Raw genomic sequence first — 21,420 nt, 5'->3', positions numbered from 1 at the left:
TCCCAGTTGTGAATTTTTGATTGATTATCCAATTTTGTAGATGAAAACTCCCTCACTTGTCATAATGTAGAGTTTATCTTCCCAAACTGTGGCATCGTAGACTGTAGCAGGAATGTTTTCTACGATTCTATCAATTCTTTTCTTTCCAAAATCGATTAATGTTATGAAATTGTCACCAACAGCAACTATATAATTACCCGTTTCATACAACCCCATATTCCCTATCCATCCTTCACCCACATAAGTATAATTTCCTGCTCTGTTAAAAACTATTAAACCATAAGCTCTTGTTGTTGCTATGACGTAATCGTCAACAACAATAGCGTAAGTCATGTCATAGCTTCTATAAAGACCAACTGGCGCTGTATATTTAATACCATAATAGTATCTGTATATTTCCCGGTTTGTCATCAATATTATCTCATCACCATCGTAAATAACCTTTCCATATATTCCTCTTAGAGTGATTATCAGATTACCAGTTTCATCGATAAAATCTACTTTTTCATTTGGGCGTGGCTTTGCAAAGATAACGAAATCTTTGGTAGATATGAAATCATCAGCAGAAGATTGCTGATAAGTTAACACATCTGCAAGTTTACGATGGTACACTTTATTTTGTGTACCATAACTTATCCCGTCAATTGTTTCTTTTAAGTTTATTATCATCTCTTCCCATACCTTTGTCCCAGAAACGTATAATCCAGTTTCATCTGCCGTGTAAATTATTCCACCATAAACAGCTATTTGAGTACCTGGGAAATTAAATGACTGTATAAACTTCACGTACGGGTTGTCCGATATTTTCCATTCATCTACTTCAAATTGCTGAGCTTTTTCACCAGTTAAGAATCTTTCGAATATCTTTTCTTTTTCACTCGAAACTTTCTCTGAAAACGTGTCGTCTTCGTAGGCTGGTATATCAGGTAATTCATATTCAAAATATCGTTTTAGTTCCTGGACAAATTCATCAGTTGTATAAAAATTACTCCAACTTCCATTGAAAATTTTCAATGTCATATAGGGCAGTCGAGCTGTACCTTTAGAAACCAAACCATCACCGAGATTGATTACCAACTCTGGATAAAATCTCTCAAGTAGACTGGCAGTAACATCAATAGACATAGGAGGCATATTTCCCATGTAAGCAACACTTTCAATATCTGTCCTATATGGTAGGTACCTGAGTTCTTTTAAAAACTCAGAATTTGGAATCAAATCAAAGTAATACACGTTTACTGCCTCGATGTAGGACTTTAAATAAGCTTGCATGCTCGAAATTACAGAACTTGGTAAGTTAAACAACATACCAGCAGGTCCTGGTTTAGAAGGATAAAGCGATATAGCCAATCTGGGATCCACAATGTTTGTCCCATAAAATGGTGTAGAAACATACGCTACTTTTCTGACATTCTTTATCTCAGGATGTTTTGCAAGACAATAATAAACAATGAGTCCTCCTATTTCGTGAGCAAGTATGTCTATTTGTGTTTGTTGATATTTCTTAAGCTCTTGAGCTAACCTCTCTGCTTCAAATATAATCGGACTTGGAAGAGGATTAGATTCTTTAAAAAGCTTAAATGCTGAGGTATAATTGTAAGACCTTGATTCGTTAACAGGGTATTTATACAATGCGATTGATCTGTCTTCGAAAACACTTTGCCAAAGCGAGACACCAGGAACCTTTGTCGATTGGAAGTATCCCGAAAAATTAGGTTCGCTCCCAGGAACTATTAACAACGTAGGTTTTGCAGAAATGGTTTTGTGAATGTCGACTATTCCTGTATCAAGGGTCTTTCCAGGCATTGATACAACACCAATCCACTTTGGTACTATAAAGAAATTCGCTTCAACATAGTAACCTTTATTATCTTTGTTGATAAAACTTCCAGGGATTACATTGTACGTGCTACCATCGCTACTTATGGCTGCAAAAGCAATGGAATTTGAGTCGTTGCTACCTATCAACGAAGATGAAAAATAATAGCGAACAACTATTGGTAACACTGCCATATCGTATCTTCCATCACTTGGAATTAGCTCGTAAATCGGACTGATAAAATTTCCGGTATCGATAATTTTTTGAAGTTCACTTTGATTTGGAATCCTTACTCTGAAAGATTTGTCGTACGGAAAAGCACCCGATGGGATTGAAATTACAAGATTTTCAACCGTCTGTGTTCCTTCAGATATAACAGTTTCTTTTAACCTTGGTCTTGTGGCGAAAAAGAGAACCACGGAAAACAACAAGAAGCTCAAAACCACAATTCCCAAAAGTAATTTTCGTTTCCATAAAGACTTAAACAACACTGTTATCTTAGACAATGCAACTTTTAGATCGAATTTGTCAAATCTACCAGCTCGTTTCACGTCAACTTTTTGTTCTTGTAATGCACTTTTTGCAGTTGGATAATCCTTGTCAACTTTTCTAAAAATTTTGCTAAACTTTCCAAATAGATCACCCAAGTTGGGCATAAATTACCCCTTTCTAGGCTATTTTTTTATCTTATTCTTCAATTTGGTTGCTGTCATCATCAAGAAATTTTCTAAACTCATTTATATCCATATTTTCAACAAATTTTTTGAACTCTTCTTCACTTGAATCGAGACTATCAATATTAATAGCTTCTGTTGCTATAATGTCGTTAGCAACATATATAGGTACACCTGTTTTTAAGGACAATATTATGCAGTCAGATGGTCTGGCATCTATCTCTATGTATGGATTGGCACCTTCTGATAAGTCTTGTTCTGACAGCGCCAAATCCTTTAACACTATTTTTGCGTAAAATATGTTATCTTTCAGCGAATGTATGACAAAGCGTTCAAATTTAAGATTTAGTTCTTTTACTATATTCATTATTAGATCATGTGTTAAGGGTCTATCAAAAGGGACTTTTTCTATGGCGATTGCCATAATACTTGCTTCGCAAGCACCAATCCAAATTGGTAATATTTTCTTCGTATTTTCAATTCCAAGCAAAACCACTGGTGTATTTGATACTTTATCCAGTACAAGCGCTTTAACAATCGCTTTTTTCATAGCTTACCACCTCTTTCAACTTTTTCACACCTTCTTTTATCATATTTTCTACGTGTATCCTCATTTCCTCTTCGCTGGGAAAACTCTCAGGATACACCAAATTATTTATGTATATTCCTACTTTATTCCCGCTAACAGTAAGTTTGTGTTTTGGAATAACTAAGTGATTTCCCCATATAGAAATTGGAAGAACAGGAACTTTTGACTTATACGCAATCTCTAAGCTCCGTGGCTTGAACGGATAAACTTCTCCATCTGGTGACCTTGTACCTTCTGGAAAGATCACAAAGTGGTATCCTTCGTTTAATTTTTTCATAACTTCTCTTATTACAAGAGCTGTTTGACGAATGTTACCTCTATCTATTAATTCACTGCCAAGGTATTTTAAGTAAAGATTAATCATAGGAAACTTTCCAAGTTCTTTTTTGGCTATGAATGGTGTTGGACCAACATAACCGAGCACTAATGGTATATCTAATATACTCTGATGATTACAAGCAACAATATAATTTCTATTAATATCAGGCTTTTTTCCGCATACGTAAACCTTTACACCCAAAAGTTTAAAAGCAATCCTTCCAAAAATTTCAATTTGTCTTAAAACAAATTTCCTTCCATCCCTCTTTCCAAGAATAAAGCCAATTAATAAAACAACCGCACCATAGACAAATATGTACAAAAAAGCACCTACCAAGAACCAAATAGTACGCAAGAAATTTATAACACTTTTCATTTTTGCTTCCCCCAAAACGTTTTCATCCTTGAAAACAAAAGGACCAAGAAAACTATTAATATCGACCATAAATAAATAAGATCGCTGAATCTGTAGACGTACTTTCTAAGTAGAGCTACTCCAACTGCTGAGATTACAAAAGAACCAAATATGATAGCGAATAATCCTACAAATTTCGAACTCTCTCTACTGGCAAAAGAGCCTGCGACAATACCAATTATCAAACCAATCACCACAAGTATGTACCATTCTATTGAGTTTCCAAAAAATGTCTGCAATAAAAACAAAGAAGCAAGAAAAGAAATGACAAAACTACCAGCAAATATAGCTGCTTTGTAAATACCGTAAAAGACTATCCCACATAAGAGAGAAATAACTATGTTCATTATCTCTGGTCGAACAGTGGTAAACAATTCAAGGTCCTTAAAAAATTTCACAAGTGAAGGTGACACATAACTAGCACCGATCGTCCAGCCAAATCCGAAGATTGAAACGAATTCAACAAGATTAGGGAAAAAATAAAAAAACAACGAAATTGGTAACGTAATGTACCAGGTTGTAGAAAAATAATCAGCCCAATCTTTGACATAACTCAAATTTAAGGTATCGAGATTAATCATTTAAAAACATCCCCTTCTACATACTTCTGTACTTCGCAACGTACCCTTTCATCTTCTATCAACTTTTTGGCTTTTGAAATATTTCCCGTAGCAAGGTAGCACAAAGCTAGTTGAACACGCAAGTCAAAAGATTCCAATCCTAATTTTTCCGCCTTTTCGAAAAATAAAATAGCTTCATTGTATTTTTCAATTTCCATTAGTGCACATGCCAAATTGAAGTAAGGTAAAGAAAAATTAGGATCCAATTGTATAGCCTTCCGATACATCTCAATTGATTTTCCGAGCATCCCTTCTCTTCTGTAAAGATTTCCAATGTTATTATACACCTCTGGAATTTCGTATTCCAGAAGAGAAATATATATTTCCAAAGCTTCCTTTATCTTCCCACTTTCCGACAACTCAACAGCTTCTTTAATTTTCTTTAAAATGTCTTCGTTCAATTGACTCAAATTACCGACCACCCATTTCCTAAAAAATAATGGAAAAATATCAGCGATTCATTCTTTTCTCAATTGCTCTGCTTTAATAAGTTGATGAGTATAAAACGATGTATCAAAATACGAAGCATTCTTAAAGCTTACCTTTGCCGTTAATTTTATCACGCCTGGTGGAACAGGGCGCATATATGACCATTTTATGATCCAATTTATTCTCGTTTTCCTACCAAGTAACGTTCCATCAGATGGTGCCCCTGTAAATTTTGACATAATCGGACAGTTTCCGATTGCCCAAACGCCTTGCAACTTGTAACTTATCACTTCTCCATTACAATTTTGCAATGATAAGTACTTTGCTTGTACACTTGCACTTGTAGTTTCTGAAGGAACATAAACATCGTGCTCGAATATACTTAGCGAATGCTGGATGTAGTGTATCTCATCTCCAAATAAATCCTCCACTCTAACGTAGGCATATGCATATTTATCGTCAAATCTTAAGGTATCAATATTCACAAAAATAGGCTTGTCGTCTTTAAGAGTATAAATATCTATACTTTTGTTTTTCCAACTAATTAAAAATAGTGTTGGATAACTGTACTCTATAAGATCTCCAGTTTTTATATCAAACTCCTGCATACCTGCTACAACTTTATTCTTACCGAGGTATATAATATCACCGTAAGGTGTTACTTCAAATGACCATATTTTTTCCTTAAGCTTTATTCCATCAACTTTCGACAAACTTTTCAAATTATAAACATCAATTGTTTGTCTTAAGCCATCAAGTATGTAAAGTTTATCAACAGTGATTTCGGCATCCAAAGTAAATGTAACATATGGTAATTTTTTCTCAACTGCAGATTTTGTATAGGTGTTGTACATAATTACTTTATCAAAGTCAATCAAATATATGTTACCTGCTCTATCAACGCCAGCTACATAAGGTGCTTTTAAATTACCCAGTAATTCTAATTCGTTAGCATCGTAAAGTGATTTATCTGACAACAAGTACATGTTGCCCTCTCTATCGTAAAACAACTGCTTAATGTTGTTTATGACTTTCTTAATTCTTGTCATTCTGTTATTTTTGAAAAATACAATCCTTTTGTTTCTGCTATCTAAAACACAATAGTTGTCCCCAAATACAGCAACACTCACAGGTGTGTGAAAATATTCAATACCATTTACTATTCCACTTGCAGAGTTGATGTACTTTAACTCAAACGTCTTAGAAGGTGATAAATTTAATTTTCTGAAATAATCAACTCTTTGAATTAAATTCTCTATATCATCATTTCTAACAAGCTGAGTAAATGTTTTAAAATCTTCAACGGCTTTGTCGATTAATCCGTTAGCAATTGCCAATCTACCTCTCAGAAACCAAAAATGCGAAAGTTCATTTACATATACACGTCCAGAAAGCGCCTTTTTCGATAATTCGTAAGCTTTGCTGAAATTCCCACTGTACATCTCCAATAAAGATTGTGAAAAATAATTACGCGCTGTCTCTTCGTCAATAACAGCAAAAATGTGACTTACAAAAAATATTAAAATAAACAAGACGAAAAACTGGGTGTATCCACAGCCCGACAAACCTGTGTGTAAAGTATTCATCAATTCCTTACCTTTTTTCATCTTTTTTCTCCATCCAGCCAAGGAAGTAATCCACTATGTTGGTTTTCCTTTCGTTTCCTTGAATAAGTCTTTTTATATTTTCTTTATGTCTTAATAATGAAAACAATGTGAGCGCTAAGAAGACAAGCCAATAATCCTTTCCAAAAATTAATGAAAAAATACTACCAGCTAGCAATCCTATTATTGAAGCAAGAGATACATATTGAGTCAACGCAACAACACTTATCCATATTCCGAGTGCAAATAACCCCGCGGGTGGAAAAATGCCAAAAAGCGTGCCAAGTGTTGTAGCTACTCCTTTACCTCCCTTAAATTTGACAAATGGTGAATAGCAATGTCCGAAAACAGACATTGCACCTGCCATAACCATAGAATTTTCACCATGACCTTTAAATATTATCACAGCTATAACTGCCTTCATTATATCTAAAAACATAGCTAAAGCTCCATACTTCGTGCCCAAATTCCTTAACACATTCGTACCTCCAACATTTCCACTACCTACTTTTGTAATGTCTATTCCTTTTAGCATTGGAATGATATAGCTAAATGGAATGGAACCTATAAAGTATCCCACAACAGCCGCCACAAAAAGCAAAATGATCCCTCCCGTCACTTTACTATGTACTTTTCAAAATTGTCTTCGCCAACTATGTTAATTAGTATCTCTTTATAAGTTGGACGTATGTTTATGATGTTTGTCAGCGCCTGCTTTATTATCTCAAGATCCTCACCAGAGAAATCATCACTGTCTATGGCATCAACAAAATCATGTACAACTTCAGGTATATCCAAATAAGACATTACAATAGCAACTTGCGGACCCAACAAAAACCGCTCTTCACCTTCCAAAAGCATATATCTAAGCAAAGGATAGAATTGCTCTCCAGCACCGAGTTTTGCCAAGGCTTCATAGATAATAAGTTGTGATTCCTCCAGGTCGTATAATTCAAGCGCTTTAAGAATATCCTTAACAGAACGTTTTGCGTTAAGATCTCCAAGCAAATCTATTATGTACAGTAAGCTTATTTTGTTCCTTTCGCCATTCTTAACTGCATTTTTTAAAATTTCCTCTAACTTACCTACAACACTTTCTCCAAGTCTGTAAATAACTTCTGCAGCTATCTCTCGAACATTTTCATCTTCATCCTCAAGTAATTTTATCATATCATCAAAGGCATCTGTACCTTTTTCTCTCAATATTCTATCAATTAGTGCCTGCCTTTCATTAAAGTCATCCATAACGATTCCTCCATTAATCCAAATAAATTCAGATGGTATTTTTTCTAAAATTCTTACTCGGAATCTTTTGTTCCAACTAAATTATTATATCATAGCTTTCAATTATTCACATTCAGTTAAAAAATCCCCGGAGAAAATTGCTCCGGGGACGTCTGCTTATTGATTTTTCAAACTTCTAACCAAGTTATTATCTTCTTAGGTTGCTTGCCGTTTGCAACATTTGATCCGCTGTCATTATTGATCTCGAATTGAATTCGTAAGCTCTCATAGCAGTTATCATATCTACCATTTCTTTAACAACATCAACGTTCGACTTCTCAACATACCCCTGCATTATCGTTCCAAATCCGTCTTGTCCCGGTGTGCCTTCAATTGGTTCACCACTTGCCGTGGTAGCGATGTACAAGTTATCACCTATGGATTTCAAGCCGGCAGGGTTTACAAATCTAACTAATGTTATATTTCCGAGTTGTTGTATAGTGCCATCTGCTAGCTCAGCAGAAACTATTCCATCTGGAGAAATCGTAAGTGAAACGGCATTTTGTGGAATGTTAATCGCGGGAGATAACAATAACCCATTTGCCGTTACTACTCTTCCCTGGTTATCCACTTTGAATTGTCCATCTCTGGTGTACGCAATTCTTCCATCTTGAAGTTGGATTTGAAAAAATCCATCACCACTTATTGCCAAATCCAAGGCATTACCGGTATTTTCTATATTACCTTGTGTAAAGATTTTTGTAGTTGCTGCCAGCCTAACACCGTGTCCAACGTATATACCTGTTGGTGTTGTGGAGTTCTGTGCTGTTGCAGCACCAGCGTTTTTCGAATAACTGTAAATCAAATCCTGAAATTCCGCTTTAACCTTCTTAAAACCAGCGGTATCTACGTTAGCAATATTGTTCGACACAGTATCCATTTTGAATTGCTGAGCCCACATGCCAGTAGCTGCGCTGTAAAGACTATTGATCATCTGACTCCCTCCTATCTCAACGTTCCAACATTATTTATAACCTTGTTAAGTAGTTCGTCATGTACAAGAATAGCTTTAGATGTAGCTTCGTAATGTCTGTGTGCATCTATCATCTTAACCATCTCGCGAACTACATTCACATTGGATTTTTCTAAATATCCTGACAGGATCCTTGTGTTTGACTGTGTTAATTGATCATCCCGTATCAATTGCGCATTTCCAGAAAATAGCGTCTCACCTTGCTTCCTTGGGTTTTGTAATGAGTAGATTCCTATTCTATCAATTATCTCTCCATTCTCGCCCAACACATTTCCGAAATCATCGATGGAAAAATTTTCTGGAAGTTGCAATTGCTGGCCATTGCTATTCAATACGTAATACCCTTGTGTATTAACCAAATAGCCGTTAACATCCCTAATAAATTCACCATTTCTGGTATAATAAACTTCATTTCCTTTCCTGATTGCAAAAAATCCTTCTCCATGTATAGCTAAATGCGTTGGAACGTTAGTCTGCTCTAAAATTCCTTGCTCAAGCCTTGTGCGAACCTCGTCAAGGATAACAGCTTGTTCAAGTCGACCAATTCTTTTAGCCTCAACCTTTTTATCTTCTGGTTTTGGTCTGATTCTGTAGATTTCTTTCTCAAGGTACGTCTTAAAAGCCAAAGCATCAGCTTTATACCCATTTGTCTCCACATTCGATAAATTGTTAGAGATCGTGTCTATTTTCGTTATGTCTACCAGCATTCCCATTGCCGCTGTATAAACACCTCTGTACATAGACACCTCCAAACATCTTTCTCCGTCGAAAATTACAACACTTTGCAAATAAAACTCAGAAATTTATCTTTCATATGTGACTGCCACATGTTTGAGTAATTCTTCATCTTCAAGTAATCTACCAGTACCACGAGCTACACATAAAAGCGGTTCATCTGCAACTTTACAAGGTACTCCAATTTCTTCCTGAATAGCTTTATCTATACCTCTTAACAATGCTCCACCACCTGTGAGAACTATTCCGTGCTGAACTATATCAGCTGAAAGTTCTGGAGGAGTTTTTTCAAGAACAAGCTTGACTCTCGATATAATGTTTTCAATGACAGGTCTCAACATTTTGTAAACATCGGTTGAATTTACAACTTCCGTTCGTGGTAAACCAGTAACTGCATCCCTACCTTTAATCTCCAATTCTAAGTCTTCTATATCAGGATGAACTTTTCCTACCTTTATTTTTATCTCTTCTGCTGTTGATTCACCAATTATCAGCCCGAATGTTCTTCTAATACCCTTAACTATTGCGTCATCAAGAGCATTTCCTGCAAGTTTTATCGAATCTCCAACGACAATACCTCCAAGGCTTATTACAGCTATATCTGTCGTGCCACCACCAATATCGATAACCATATTACCGATCGGTTTCATAACGTCCAAGCCTATCCCTATTGCCGCAGCTGTAGGCTCAAGAACAATATGTACTCTTTTTGCTCCTGCTTTCAAGGCAGCGTCGTAAACAGCTCGTTGTTCAACACTTGTCGTCTTTGTAGGAATGCCTATGACCATGTTACACTTGAAAAATAGACTTTTATTCAACTTTCTCATGAAGTATTTTAAAACTTCGGAAATAATTGTGTAATCAGCAATAACACCATCTCTCATCGGTTTAATTGCGAGTACCTTATCTTCAGGTGTTTTACCAAGCATTTCTTTTGCCTCGTAGCCTATCGCTAAGATTTTATTTGTCTTTCTTTCAATAGCTACAACTGCCGGTTCGTTAAGTACAATTCCTCTACCTTGTTGATAAACTATAAAATTAGCAGTACCAAGATCGATACCAAGATCACTTTTTCCCATACTCTTCTCCCCTTTCAAAGATATATAATCCTGTTATTAACGACAGAACACCCAAAACACTATAAAAAGTTAATGGCGTTTTTAACATAAGATTTTCAGATATTATAGTTACCATTGGAATAAAGTATATGGCATTCGTAGTTCTTCTATCTCCAATCAAAGTAATGGATTTATTCCACAATAAATAACCAAGTGCTGAGCATATTATGCTAAGGTACAACAGACTTAAGAAACTTCTTATTTCAAAAGCTGGCTTCATATTTTGGAAAAAAGAAAATGGAATCAAAGTAACCACACCCCAGAACGTAATTGAAAATATCTGATCTATACCATCGCTATTTTGCATTTTCGTTACATAATGTGTGTAAAGTACCCAAGAAAAAGCTGAACCAAATGCTAAAATGTCGCCTAATGGATTTAATTTCAAAATTCTACCATTTATTATAACAAGTGCTACGCCGAAAAATGCTGTTAAAGAACCGATATAGTGAAAGAAATTCGTCTTTTGTTTGTGGAATATATGTGTGAATATTACGTACAAAATCGGTGCACTTGAAACAATTACAGCAGTGTTTGTGGGATTTGTGTAAACAAGAGCAGTGTTTTCAAAAACAAAGTACATCGTAATACCCCAAAAGCCAGACCAGAAAGCATTGAAATCAAATATTTTCCTATTTTTTGAAAACGGAAACAAAACAACTAAAGCAATCAAAAACCTATAAAATGCTGCAGGAAGTGGGGCAAAGACATTCACAACAAATTTGGTTGCAACAAAAGACATTCCCCAAAAAATAGTTACAACCATTACTGGGATATATTTGAAGTATCTATTCAAATGCTCCACCCCTCTTATCATTTTAAAATTTCTTGTATTAGTTTGATTATTTCCTCAATGTTGTGTGCCTGATATACAGGAACTAATTTTCTATTGTCCAAATACTTGCCATCAATAAGCACTTCAGCAATTCTATCTGTCCATCCACCAGTACCTCTTACTAATACAACTGGTTTCTTATTTGCATAAGCTGCGAGTATTTCCAATCCTGTTCCTATCTCACCACCGACGGATACAATAACATCTACACTCTTTACAAGTATAAATGACCTCATTTGAAAATCAAGACCCGTATTAATCACTAAGGAATTGTATCTGTTTGCGTCAGTACCTTCCCAAGGAAGTACACCTACGGAAAGTCCATTAACATCGGCTACACCTCTACAAACAAGCTCCATCACACCATCTCTTCCGCCTGTGAAAACTACATACCTTTTGCCAAGTTCTCTACCAAGACTTATGCAAAAATCGTATAATGAACTTATAGGCTCTGAATTAATATCTCCAGAATAACCAATAACTCCTATCTTATTTTGCCTTTTCAAAGATTCCAACATTTCATCATCTCCTTGTAATATCTATTTTTGATGTTCTGTTATAAGTATAGCATATGTAATATAAAAAGTGCTATAATATAAAAGAAAATGACAATATGATTTTAAATCTATGAAAAAAGGAATGACAGCACATGCCAAAATTTGACATAATTAGAGAGAAAGTTTTGAGAGTAGTAAAAAGGCATGGTTTGAAAATTGAAGAAGGTCGTTTAAAAAGATTTTTAGAAAATATACAAGACCTACCAATAGTCGACATGCCAGATGAATTAGTAGAACTTCTTGTTATTGAAAATCTCACAATCGGAGAATCTTATTTTTTTAGGGATAGGAAAACATTTGAAAGACTAAAGGAAATAATGACAAGAAAACCAGAATGGAACGTACTCTCCGTAGGTTGTTCCAAAGGAGAAGAAGTTTATACAATGGCGATAATTTCAAAAGAAATAGGTGTCAAATGCAAAGTCGTTGGCATAGATGTGAATCATCAAAGAATAAGTGAAGCAAGAGATGGATGTTATAGGTTCTGGAGTTTGAGATTTTTAACCGATGAAGAAATCGATAAGTATTTTACAAAAAAGGATGATAAATATTGTATAAAAGAAGAGTTCAAAAATAATGTTTTCTTCTATCAGTGTAACATAAACAGCTGTGAAATCGTACATGAAGGTAAATTTGATATAATATTTGTTAGAAGGGTTTTATTATATGTTGAGAATACTGGATACATCCTCAGAAAACTGTACGACTTATTAGAAGACGATGGTTATTTAATAACGGGTAGTGGTGAGTATTTCCCGGAAGTTTACGATCACTTTGATGTTGTTTACCAAGATATAGGTTGCATATTCAGAAAAGTCACTAAAAGCAGCATACCTAAAAAATTACCTGAATTCAAAAAAAAGTATGAAACATCTAAAGGTTCTTACGACGGCACTTTGGCAAACATTCCAAGTCCACGCACCCATGAGAAGAAGCATATTCCACTTGTGATATCAAAAAGTTTTGAGGAGGAAATAAAAATACTTGAAAGTATGTTGGAAAACAGAATATACCAGCAAGCGTACGAAAGAGCAAAGGACTTAGCTTTAAGGTATCCCACGGAATATTTAGTATGGAAATACAAAGCACTTTTAGAAATTGAATTATCGATGAAAGATGAAGCGAAAAAATCTTTGAAAAAAGCTTTCTTTTTAAACCATCACGACGATGAATTATTACAAATTAGGCACTTTATTGAAAGAATCGAGAAGTTCAAGGGGTGAGCAATATGAGGTTTTATACCTGTGAGATAGAACATCAAGCGGGAAAGGTTAACATAGCAATTCTAAAAAGTGAAGTATTAGGAATCAGTACGAAGTTTTATCCTGGCCCAAATCAAAGCGAGCTTATTGGTTTTTCAAAATATGGAGAGTACCTATACCCCGTTGTTACACATTCAAAAGTTACAAATCCAATTTTGAAATACTTTCTCATATTACCAAAATACGCATTCGGGGTTACAAGGATAATAGAAGAAGTTGAAGCAGAAACTATTCAAATATCACCAACCGTCGAAATTTCACATGGATCAGGGCTTGAATCTATTTCGGAATATACAGGCATTATTCAGCTTTCAGGGGAGATTTATTACGTTTACAATATCCACTATGTAAAAATGCCTCTTGATGCAGAGATTGTAACCTCAGAGAAGGATTCACCAAAAACCAGAGGTAAAGAAGAAATACCTAACTTTTTGATTATAGGGGAAAAGTATGCTGTAAGGAAAGAATCTGTAAAGACTATTCTTCAATCTGATTTAGTTACACCGTACAAATTCCACGGTGTGGACGGTTTTGTGGATTACAAGGGAATAATACCTGTTAAGATGATAGATAGTGGACGTTTTGTCGTGGTTTTAGAAACCGAAGCATATCAAACTAGCAAAGTTCGACTCTCTTCTGGAAAAATACTTGTACACGAACAGTCTGGTAAAAAACTTGTTGAGACAGATAGTGGTACGTATGAAATGATAGAATAAATCTTTGGGAGTGAGATTATGGATTTTCTTGAAATATTTTTCCAAGAACTCAAAGAAAAAGGTCAAGAATCAATTGAGCTAATAAAATCTTTTCTACAAACCAAACAGGGAAGTCTAATTAACGAAATTTACAGGATTTTTCATACAATTAAAGGTTCTGCAAGTTTGGTAGGACTTGTAGGGTACAAAGAACTTTTTCACAAGATGGAAGATTATTTTAGGAATTACTCTACCGGAGAATATGAACTTTCCGAAGAGTTTCTCGCTAAATTGCTCTCAGTACTTCCAAGTATCTCGGAGAGAAGCAGCGACATTTCGGAGGAAGAAGTAAAAGAGATTATAGCAAAGCTCGAAGGTAAAAAAGAAATGGAAAGTGTAGTATTACCTTACAGCGTTCAAATGGTATCACCTGAATTTATCCAAGAATTTCTCTCTACAGTTCTTACTGTTGAAAATAGTCTGATGCGAAACGATATCAGAAGCGCGTTACGTAATATCAGGATTATAAAGAGCAAACTAACCTCTACGATGCAAGAAATGTACTATGTGAAACTGAGGACGCTACTTTCGAACTTTGATACACTCGTGATACAAGAAGCAACTCTGGCTAAGAAGAAAGTTAAACTTCATGTAAAAGTTGGAGATGAAATGGTAGAGAAAAAGGATTCCCAATCACTTATTGATATGCTTGTACACCTTGTCAGAAATTCAATTGCACATGGTATAGAGAAACCAGAGATTCGAAAAGATTTGGGAAAATCGGAAATTGGTAATATAACTATAAGAAGTTATATTATGAACAACGAAATCTATCTTGAAGTAGAAGATGACGGACAAGGTATTGATTTTGAGAAAGTCAGGAAAAAAGCAGCTGAAATGAACTTAGGTTATATGAGGCCTGAGGAGATTATCTTTGTTCCTGGATTTTCTACAAAAGATAATGTTGATACCACATCTGGCAGAGGTGTGGGATTAGATGCAGTTAAGAGTTTCGCTACTGCACGAGGTGGTGATGTAGAACTTGTGACGGAACCAGGAAAAGGGACAAAATTCGTAATACATTTTCCTGTTAAGTCTTTCTTAGTGCGTGTCCTCGTAGTTGAAGGTGATGGACAACAGTTTTGTATCAGTACATCCGACATAATTGAAATAATCTCAAAGGCTCAGATATTTGATGGAATGGTAAAATACAAAGATAAATTCTGTGACATCATTTATAGTTCGACTCAACCAAGATTCGGTGTTATAACAAAAAACTACAAAGCTGTGCTTATAGATAACATTGTTGGAACATTTGATGGACAAATTAGTGGAGAAAAGTATCCATCTATCAAAGGCTTTGTGAAAAATGTATACGTATACCCTTTGCCTGTCATCGATGTGGAGAATTTTGTTCAGTACGAAAGGAAGAAGGTGGAAAAAAGAAGCGTACTATTGGTCGACGACTCTTTTGTAACAAGAAATGTTGTCTCCAAGCTGTTGAGGACTTTTGGTTACGAAGTTATCGAAGCAAAAAATGGGATGGAGGCTATAAAACTTATAGAAAAAAAGCCGGATGTGGTTGTATGCGATGTGGAAATGCCAGACATAGATGGATTTGAAACCACAAGACAAATTAAAAAAATAATGCCAAACATACCTGTAATATTGTTCAGCACACTGTCCCATGAACAACTATCCAAGGGCATGGAAGTTGGCGCTGATGCATATATATCTAAAGACGAAACACCTGAAAGATTACTTAAGTTGATTGAAAAATTGGTTTCCGGAGTTTATGTTTCAGATTAACAAGTTTAAAAACAATAATATGGAGTGATAATGTTGAATAAAGTAATTGTAGTGGGTTCAGCAGGAAGTCCTAATGTGGCAATTCGCATAGTTAAAATAGACATGGTTTTGAACATACCTATCATAGTTTGTATTCATTTTACTGGAAGTGCTATGGAAACGTTTGCAAACCACATAATCTTAGAAACCGGTCATAACGTGATCGTAGTTCAAAAACCAACGGAACTGAAACCCGGAATTTATTTACCTGAAGGTGGAAAGGATTTAATCTTTCTTTCTGAAAACATTGTAAATTCTGTTGAAAGTGAAAAAACTGTACATCCTTCCATATCTAAGTTATTTCAGTCACTCGTCAAGTACGGAAGCAATAATACAACAATAATAGTACTTGGCGGGCTTGGTGATGATGGAAGGGAATATGCAAAGATCTTAAAAGATAAAGGTGTTAGATTTATTATTGAAAAATCACCAAGATTTCCATACTTACCTGAGAATATTTCAAAAGAGCTAGATATGCGATATGAAAAACTTGAAATAGAAGAGATAATCGATGTAATAAAGAATTTAAATACAAAACTTAGGCATAAAATTTGAAAAAAGTTCGGGGGGATACTATATGAAAAAAGTACTTGTAATAGATGATTCAACCGTATGGCGGAATTTTCTCCAAAACTTTATAGAAGCTAAAGGCCACAGTGTAGAAGTAGCCAAAGACGGTCTTGATGGAATAAACAAATTTTTTTCGTTTTTGCCAGATATTGTTATAGTTGACTATGTAATGCCAAAGTTGAATGGTATACACTTCACAAGGTTTATAAGAAGCTACAGAGCTGCTCGAAATGTCGGAGTACTTATGCTAACTGGTGCAGAAGAGACTGTGAATCCTTTCTGGGCAAAAAAGAGCGGAGTTGACTTGTTTTTAAAGAAAACTGCTCCACAAGACGAAATAGAAAGAACGATATTGAACTTTATAAACCAACCATTTAATATTGAGTGGTCGAGAGAAATATATAAGATTCATCTCGAACCGTATGGTGAGCTCGTGGATATAATAGAAGAAAGTTTGAAGGAATCAACTTTAGTTCGTGAGATCATAAGTTATTCTGAATTTATTTACGATGAGGAACTTGTACTAAGAAAACTTCATGAACTATTCAGCGAATTGTTTGAATACAAAAGTTTATACATTGGAGTTTCCGTGCTTTCAGAGCTAAGACTATACAGCTTCTCAAAGGAACCAGCTGCTCCAGAAGAGGTCTATTCAGTTGTCTCAAATTTCACTGGGGTAAAATATTATTCGCATGTTGAAACTTATTTTGATGGCAAGCGAAAGCTTTCGGATAAATTCATGATAGAAATAATCTACCAAAAAGATGCCCCCGTAGGTTTCATAATCATAGAAGAGCCGCATATTATCGAGGTAACGCAACAAATACTCTCGATGATAAACACACCGCTTGGCGTACTTTTCACGCTGTTGAACGATTATAAAAATCTTTCCGCTGGTAAAGAAATTGACGAAGTAACGGGGCTTTACAACGAAACCGCTTTCAGAGCAAAGGTAATGTATGCTTTAGATTTTGCTAAGCGGAATAACATACCGTTGACTTTTGCAAAGGTAAAATTGAAGAATCTAAAAGATATAAGCGCAGCACATGGTGAAATGTTCACAAATCGTTTGCTAAGGGAAATCGGAAATTATTTTAGTAAAAAGGTACCAGATTTATCAGCAAGACTAAGCTCAGACCAATTTGTATGCATTTTGCTTGGTTCGAATAAACAAAGAGCAGAACTTCAAAAACAAGAGAGCATAGAAAAGATAAAAGAAATTTTAGTAAATTTTGATAACCTCAAACTCGAATTTGAATGTTCTATAGTCGAGTGGAACGGTGAAACACTTGGTGAAATTATGGAGAAATTATAACAGTCAACAAAAAGGGGGAGATATTTGTGAAGTTGAATCTGAAATATGCATTCATTATTGCAGCGCTTATATTTGGAAGTATTGGAACATTACTCTTATTTTTAATGCCACATGTGGCTAATATAATTGAGGACATTGCGCTAACAAGCTTTCTAAGTGAGATAAAATCGTTTGCGAAGTTAAAAAATTATGACTTTTTGTTCACTGGAAAACCTCATTTCGGATATTACTACGTATTGGACAATGAGGGAATAACCGTTCAACATACTGATTCGTCGAAAATCGGTATAGATGCCAAAACTTCAGTACCTGGACTCTTTGAGTATATGAAAGAAAAAAAGGAAGGTATATATTCTTATGTATATCAAAATATAAAAAGATACATAGCATTTACCTACGATGGAGAAAAATACCTTGCCCACGCGGCAACAGAAGACGATCTCTTCAAGGGGCTAAAAAAGATAAATTCAACAATTCTTAGCTTATTTTTACCAATTTCTATAATATCTTCTCTCGCAATTGGCTACTTTTTTGGCGAACTACTTCTCAAACCAACTAAGAGACAATACTTAGCAACGAACAATTTATTGAGGAACGTTTCAGAAAACATAGTTTCAACTGCTTCTTCAACTGCTGAAATTAAATCATTGGCCCAAAACACAGAAATGGCATCCCTAGAGTTAGACAAAGCAGTAGAAGAATTCGCCGCATACTTTGAGGAAAGTAGAGCAGAGATTGAAACTACTTTGTACAAATTGAAAGATTTTACGAACACAATTGAAGAAATAACACACTCCGTCACTGAACTCACAAAACTAGTAGAGTCAATAACTGGTTTTGTCGAAAAGATAACTGAAGTTTCTGACAATATTACTGTGCTTGCGATTAATGCATCTATAGAAACAAGTAAGGAGAGCATTGATAGAGAGGGTTTATCACGGATTGCAGAAATGATCATGGAACTTTCAAATTCAACACGTTCACTCGCGAAAGAATCCAAGAATTCTTTAAAAGATGTGGAAAAGGTTGTAGCATCAACGGTATTTGTAACCGAGAAGATATCAAAAGATTTGAACCAAGTCAGAGAATCTCTTGGCCTTATAAATCAAATAACACAGGCATCAACGCAAAATACAGAAAGGTTATCAAAAATCTCAAGGGCTACTCACGAATCTGTTGAACAACTTTACGCAGGTGTTGAACAGCTTGAAGAAGCTGTTAATGGGATAAAATTGGAAATAGAAAAATTCGGTAATATGTTTAAAGGGATAAAATTCTAAATCTGAGTGGTGATAAACGATGGAAGGATTTGAATTCTTTGAATATTCGCCCCTTTTCAGACAGATGATGATATTGCAAGCATTGTCAGAAGGTTTGACATCGCACAGCGAGATTGCACTAAAGGCAGGTATTGTTCCTTCGCTTGTTAACAAATATCTGAGAGACTTCTTAAATGAAGAATTAGTGAAAAAGGAAAGAGGGAAATACAAATTAACTTCACAAGGTATAATCAAGCTGAACTACCTCCGTTTAGCTTATCTTTCTGAAATATCAAATTTATACAAGGATATTGAGACCAAATTCCAAGATATCTTTCTAAAACTTGTTGGAAAAAGAGACATATGTATATATGGTGCCGGTGTTGTTGGTAAAATGATTTTTACATTACTTGCCAACAAAGAAAAATTCAATTTGGTAGCCTTTCTTGATGAAGACAATGAAAAAATAGGTAAAAAGATTGAGGGAATACCAATTTTGTCACTAAACACCTTGATCCAAGTAGATGCTGTAATTGTAGCATCCTTTAAAAATGCAGAAACAATGATGGAAAAAGCGCTGAAACACGGATTTAAAAACGTTTACACGGTTGAATTTCTGAAAGACAGGTTAAGATTAATATGGAGGGGTTGAAATTACAAAAGGGGGCGAGCTGGATGAAAATAAGAACCGTCTTGGTTTTTTTCTATCCGTTGTTAATAGTCATTGTTGTGACTTTGCTTTTATTTATGAATTTAACAATTCACCAATTTACCATGGTTAACTGGATGAATTTCCTGGAAAATGAACTGAAAAGTGACTTTGAATCTAAGGTGTTGCTTGAACAAGAAAAAGCAGAAATAGTAGTAAAAACTTTATTGAAAGACAAAAACATTTTAGAAGCTTTCGAGAAAAAGGACAGACAAAAACTTATAGAGTATGTAATGTCTTATGCTGAAATTTATAAAGATTCCGGAATCTATCAGATCCACTTTCACGATGAAAATGTGGTATCTTTTCTAAGAACATCTAACTTGGAGAAATACGGAGACGATCTAAAAGGCTATAGGAAAGACATAATAAGGGTAAAAGAAACTAAGCAGCCCGTTTACTCAATATCCGTAGGTGCGATGGGAGCTATGATAAGATACATAGTACCTGTAATAGTTGAGAAAAAATACATAGGAAGCGTTGAAGCGAATGTCAAAATTGAGAAAACTTTCGCACAAAAATTTTCTGGTGATGTAATAATAAAACTCTTTTTTGATGAAAACAAAAATAAAGTAGATTTAGTGAATAAATCCCGTCAAGACATGGAAGACTTCACCACACTGTTCGACGAAAAGAGAATTCTTGAAGGCAAAATAATAAAATTTATGAAAGGTGGATATGTTTATATATCTTTTCCTATAAAAGATTACAACGGAGATGTTTTTGCAGCCTTTTACAGGAAGATCGATGCAAAAAGCCTCCATAGACATATTCAGGTGAACACTGTAATCACTGTATCGGTAAGCTTAGCGTTACTAATCCTTTCCATCTATTTGAGTAGAAAAATCGCGAAAAACTTCGAAAAAAGGTTACAGCATTTAGTTTCAGAGGTTCATAAAATTTCCGAGGGAAATTTAAATTTGGAGCTAAGTTTTAAAACTGACGATGAGATATCGAATTTGGGAGAGAACATTAGGATCGCAACAGAAAAGCTGAAAATGATACTCAGTGAGATAAAACAGCTTACAAATAGGAGTATCAGCAAAGATATACAATTGTCAAAAATTTCCGAAAATGTTGTTGCAGCAGCTTCTTCTGCATCGGAAATCATGGCCATGAGTGAAAATACTGAGAAAGCATCCATAGAGCTTGATAAATCAATCGAAGAATTTGCTGCGTATCTTCAAGAAAGCAGAGCAGAAGTTGAGGTAACGGTTCAAAAAATTAAAGACTTTACAGACACCATAGAAAAAATAACAACTTCTTATTCACAACTTACAGACCTTGTAGAAACACTTGGCAATTTAGCAGAAAAGATAACGGAAATAGCTGATAATATAACCGTTCTTGCGATAAACGCCTCTATAGAGACAAGTAAGCAAATGATAGACAGGGATGGACTTTCAAGAATTGCTGAGATGATAATGGAACTCTCAAATGCCTCAAGAACACTTGCCAAGGAATCTAAAATATCTTTGGACAGTGTTGAAAAGACAGTAACCAATACAGTCTTAGTAACTGAAAAGATAATAAAGGATCTAACTGGTGTCAGAGATTCTCTTGACTTGATTTCAAACGTAACGTCAGCATTGACGCAAAATGTGGAAAAGTTGATTAAAATCTCAAAAACCACCCACAACTCTGTCGAACAAATGTACGGTGGTGTTGAACAGCTTGAAGAATCCATTGTGAACATAAAAGTAGAAATAGAGAATCTTTCAAAGTCTTTTAAAGAGATTATCGAAGCTTTTAGGAAGCTTGAGCTTTAAACTATTTATCATGTTGAAAGGTG

The 21,420-nt window shown here is 35.0% G+C and carries 21 protein-coding genes; 8 read left to right on the top strand and 13 right to left on the bottom strand.

Going from position 1 to position 21,420, the window contains the following annotated elements; genetic code table 11:
- Positions 1-24 precede the first annotated feature (24 nt).
- The 13 genes from N2Z58_06970 to N2Z58_06910 all read right to left on the bottom strand — a co-directional run bounded on the left by N2Z58_06970 (position 25) and on the right by N2Z58_06910 (position 11,931).
- On the bottom strand, positions 25-2,475 hold the full coding sequence (locus tag N2Z58_06970; GenBank protein ID MCX7654396.1) for a hypothetical protein: 2,451 nt from the start codon (positions 2,473-2,475) through the stop codon (positions 25-27).
- A gap of 31 nt (positions 2,476-2,506) precedes the next feature.
- Positions 2,507-3,043, bottom strand: a complete 537-nt coding sequence (locus tag N2Z58_06965) for a bifunctional nuclease family protein (protein ID MCX7654395.1) — start codon at positions 3,041-3,043, stop codon at positions 2,507-2,509.
- Entirely contained in the window at positions 3,024-3,776 is a 753-nt protein-coding gene (locus N2Z58_06960) for a 1-acyl-sn-glycerol-3-phosphate acyltransferase (GenBank protein ID MCX7654394.1), read from the bottom strand. Before N2Z58_06960 ends, N2Z58_06965 begins: the two co-directional genes overlap by 20 nt.
- Complete coding sequence (locus N2Z58_06955; protein ID MCX7654393.1) at positions 3,773-4,396, bottom strand: hypothetical protein; 624 nt, start codon at positions 4,394-4,396, stop codon at positions 3,773-3,775. The genes N2Z58_06960 and N2Z58_06955 overlap by 4 nt, the downstream gene beginning before the upstream one ends.
- Positions 4,393-4,845 (bottom strand): tetratricopeptide repeat protein, encoded by a 453-nt coding sequence (locus tag N2Z58_06950; protein MCX7654392.1) that lies wholly within the window; start codon positions 4,843-4,845, stop codon positions 4,393-4,395. The genes N2Z58_06955 and N2Z58_06950 overlap by 4 nt, the downstream gene beginning before the upstream one ends.
- 48 nt (positions 4,846-4,893) lie before the next feature.
- Positions 4,894-6,471, bottom strand: a complete 1,578-nt coding sequence (locus N2Z58_06945; protein MCX7654391.1) for a hypothetical protein — start codon at positions 6,469-6,471, stop codon at positions 4,894-4,896.
- Positions 6,458-7,060 carry a glycerol-3-phosphate 1-O-acyltransferase PlsY gene (gene plsY / locus N2Z58_06940; GenBank protein ID MCX7654390.1) on the bottom strand — a complete coding sequence of 201 codons (603 nt, stop codon included), beginning with the start codon at positions 7,058-7,060 and terminating at the stop codon, positions 6,458-6,460. The genes N2Z58_06945 and plsY overlap by 14 nt, the downstream gene beginning before the upstream one ends.
- Positions 7,061-7,083: 23 nt before the next feature.
- Positions 7,084-7,713: a HEAT repeat domain-containing protein gene (locus N2Z58_06935; GenBank protein ID MCX7654389.1), complete on the bottom strand. Its 630-nt coding sequence runs from the start codon at positions 7,711-7,713 to the stop codon at positions 7,084-7,086.
- Between the two features lie 187 nt (positions 7,714-7,900).
- Entirely contained in the window at positions 7,901-8,686 is a 786-nt protein-coding gene (flgG, locus tag N2Z58_06930) for a flagellar basal-body rod protein FlgG (GenBank protein ID MCX7654388.1), read from the bottom strand.
- Positions 8,687-8,697: 11 nt separating this feature from the next.
- Complete coding sequence (locus N2Z58_06925; GenBank protein ID MCX7654387.1) at positions 8,698-9,465, bottom strand: flagellar hook-basal body protein; 768 nt, start codon at positions 9,463-9,465, stop codon at positions 8,698-8,700.
- A gap of 63 nt (positions 9,466-9,528) precedes the next feature.
- Entirely contained in the window at positions 9,529-10,539 is a 1,011-nt protein-coding gene (locus N2Z58_06920; protein ID MCX7654386.1) for a rod shape-determining protein, read from the bottom strand.
- Positions 10,526-11,344: a DMT family transporter gene (locus tag N2Z58_06915; protein ID MCX7654385.1), complete on the bottom strand. Its 819-nt coding sequence runs from the start codon at positions 11,342-11,344 to the stop codon at positions 10,526-10,528. Before N2Z58_06915 ends, N2Z58_06920 begins: the two co-directional genes overlap by 14 nt.
- A gap of 47 nt (positions 11,345-11,391) precedes the next feature.
- Positions 11,392-11,931 carry a TIGR00725 family protein gene (locus tag N2Z58_06910; protein ID MCX7654384.1) on the bottom strand — a complete coding sequence of 180 codons (540 nt, stop codon included), beginning with the start codon at positions 11,929-11,931 and terminating at the stop codon, positions 11,392-11,394.
- A gap of 131 nt (positions 11,932-12,062) precedes the next feature.
- On the opposite strand from N2Z58_06910, the gene N2Z58_06905 reads away from it, so the two are divergent.
- The 8 genes from N2Z58_06905 to N2Z58_06870 are packed head-to-tail and all read left to right on the top strand — an operon-like array spanning position 12,063 to position 21,397.
- Positions 12,063-13,193, top strand: a complete 1,131-nt coding sequence (locus tag N2Z58_06905; protein ID MCX7654383.1) for a methyltransferase domain-containing protein — start codon at positions 12,063-12,065, stop codon at positions 13,191-13,193.
- Between the two features lie 5 nt (positions 13,194-13,198).
- Positions 13,199-13,948: a hypothetical protein gene (locus N2Z58_06900; GenBank protein MCX7654382.1), complete on the top strand. Its 750-nt coding sequence runs from the start codon at positions 13,199-13,201 to the stop codon at positions 13,946-13,948.
- 18 nt (positions 13,949-13,966) lie between these two features.
- A complete protein-coding gene (locus N2Z58_06895; GenBank protein MCX7654381.1) occupies positions 13,967-15,736 on the top strand; it encodes a response regulator in 1,770 nt (589 codons plus the stop codon).
- A 30-nt stretch (positions 15,737-15,766) separates the two neighbouring features.
- On the top strand, positions 15,767-16,330 hold the full coding sequence (locus tag N2Z58_06890) for a chemotaxis protein CheB (protein MCX7654380.1): 564 nt from the start codon (positions 15,767-15,769) through the stop codon (positions 16,328-16,330).
- Positions 16,331-16,352: 22 nt separating this feature from the next.
- A complete protein-coding gene (locus tag N2Z58_06885) occupies positions 16,353-17,660 on the top strand; it encodes a response regulator (GenBank protein MCX7654379.1) in 1,308 nt (435 codons plus the stop codon).
- Positions 17,661-17,686: 26 nt separating this feature from the next.
- Positions 17,687-18,940, top strand: a complete 1,254-nt coding sequence (locus tag N2Z58_06880) for a methyl-accepting chemotaxis protein (GenBank protein MCX7654378.1) — start codon at positions 17,687-17,689, stop codon at positions 18,938-18,940.
- A gap of 19 nt (positions 18,941-18,959) precedes the next feature.
- Positions 18,960-19,571 (top strand): nucleoside-diphosphate sugar epimerase, encoded by a 612-nt coding sequence (locus N2Z58_06875; GenBank protein MCX7654377.1) that lies wholly within the window; start codon positions 18,960-18,962, stop codon positions 19,569-19,571.
- Between the two features lie 23 nt (positions 19,572-19,594).
- Positions 19,595-21,397, top strand: a complete 1,803-nt coding sequence (locus N2Z58_06870; GenBank protein ID MCX7654376.1) for a methyl-accepting chemotaxis protein — start codon at positions 19,595-19,597, stop codon at positions 21,395-21,397.
- Positions 21,398-21,420: the final 23 nt, after the last annotated feature.

Source organism: Fervidobacterium sp. (assembly GCA_026419195.1).
Classification (GTDB): Bacteria; Thermotogota; Thermotogae; order Thermotogales; family Fervidobacteriaceae; genus Fervidobacterium.
Note: the sequence above shows the minus strand (reverse complement) of the source record. Positions and strands in the feature narration are given on the sequence as shown.

Coding starts and splice junctions, on each gene's coding strand:
- N2Z58_06935 (MCX7654389.1), bottom strand. CDS start 7,713: ATGGATGACTTTAATGAAAGGCAGGCACTAATTGATAGAATATTGAGA.
- N2Z58_06970 (MCX7654396.1), bottom strand. CDS start 2,475: ATGCCCAACTTGGGTGATCTATTTGGAAAGTTTAGCAAAATTTTTAGA.
- N2Z58_06925 (MCX7654387.1), bottom strand. CDS start 9,465: ATGTACAGAGGTGTTTATACAGCGGCAATGGGAATGCTGGTAGACATA.
- N2Z58_06905 (MCX7654383.1), top strand. CDS start 12,063: ATGCCAAAATTTGACATAATTAGAGAGAAAGTTTTGAGAGTAGTAAAA.
- N2Z58_06895 (MCX7654381.1), top strand. CDS start 13,967: ATGGATTTTCTTGAAATATTTTTCCAAGAACTCAAAGAAAAAGGTCAA.
- N2Z58_06960 (MCX7654394.1), bottom strand. CDS start 3,776: ATGAAAAGTGTTATAAATTTCTTGCGTACTATTTGGTTCTTGGTAGGT.
- N2Z58_06920 (MCX7654386.1), bottom strand. CDS start 10,539: ATGGGAAAAAGTGATCTTGGTATCGATCTTGGTACTGCTAATTTTATA.
- N2Z58_06915 (MCX7654385.1), bottom strand. CDS start 11,344: ATGGTTGTAACTATTTTTTGGGGAATGTCTTTTGTTGCAACCAAATTT.
- N2Z58_06885 (MCX7654379.1), top strand. CDS start 16,353: ATGAAAAAAGTACTTGTAATAGATGATTCAACCGTATGGCGGAATTTT.
- N2Z58_06945 (MCX7654391.1), bottom strand. CDS start 6,471: ATGAAAAAAGGTAAGGAATTGATGAATACTTTACACACAGGTTTGTCG.
- N2Z58_06890 (MCX7654380.1), top strand. CDS start 15,767: ATGTTGAATAAAGTAATTGTAGTGGGTTCAGCAGGAAGTCCTAATGTG.
- N2Z58_06910 (MCX7654384.1), bottom strand. CDS start 11,931: ATGTTGGAATCTTTGAAAAGGCAAAATAAGATAGGAGTTATTGGTTAT.
- N2Z58_06965 (MCX7654395.1), bottom strand. CDS start 3,043: ATGAAAAAAGCGATTGTTAAAGCGCTTGTACTGGATAAAGTATCAAAT.
- N2Z58_06875 (MCX7654377.1), top strand. CDS start 18,960: ATGGAAGGATTTGAATTCTTTGAATATTCGCCCCTTTTCAGACAGATG.
- flgG (MCX7654388.1), bottom strand. CDS start 8,686: ATGATCAATAGTCTTTACAGCGCAGCTACTGGCATGTGGGCTCAGCAA.
- N2Z58_06900 (MCX7654382.1), top strand. CDS start 13,199: ATGAGGTTTTATACCTGTGAGATAGAACATCAAGCGGGAAAGGTTAAC.
- N2Z58_06955 (MCX7654393.1), bottom strand. CDS start 4,396: ATGATTAATCTCGATACCTTAAATTTGAGTTATGTCAAAGATTGGGCT.
- N2Z58_06870 (MCX7654376.1), top strand. CDS start 19,595: ATGAAAATAAGAACCGTCTTGGTTTTTTTCTATCCGTTGTTAATAGTC.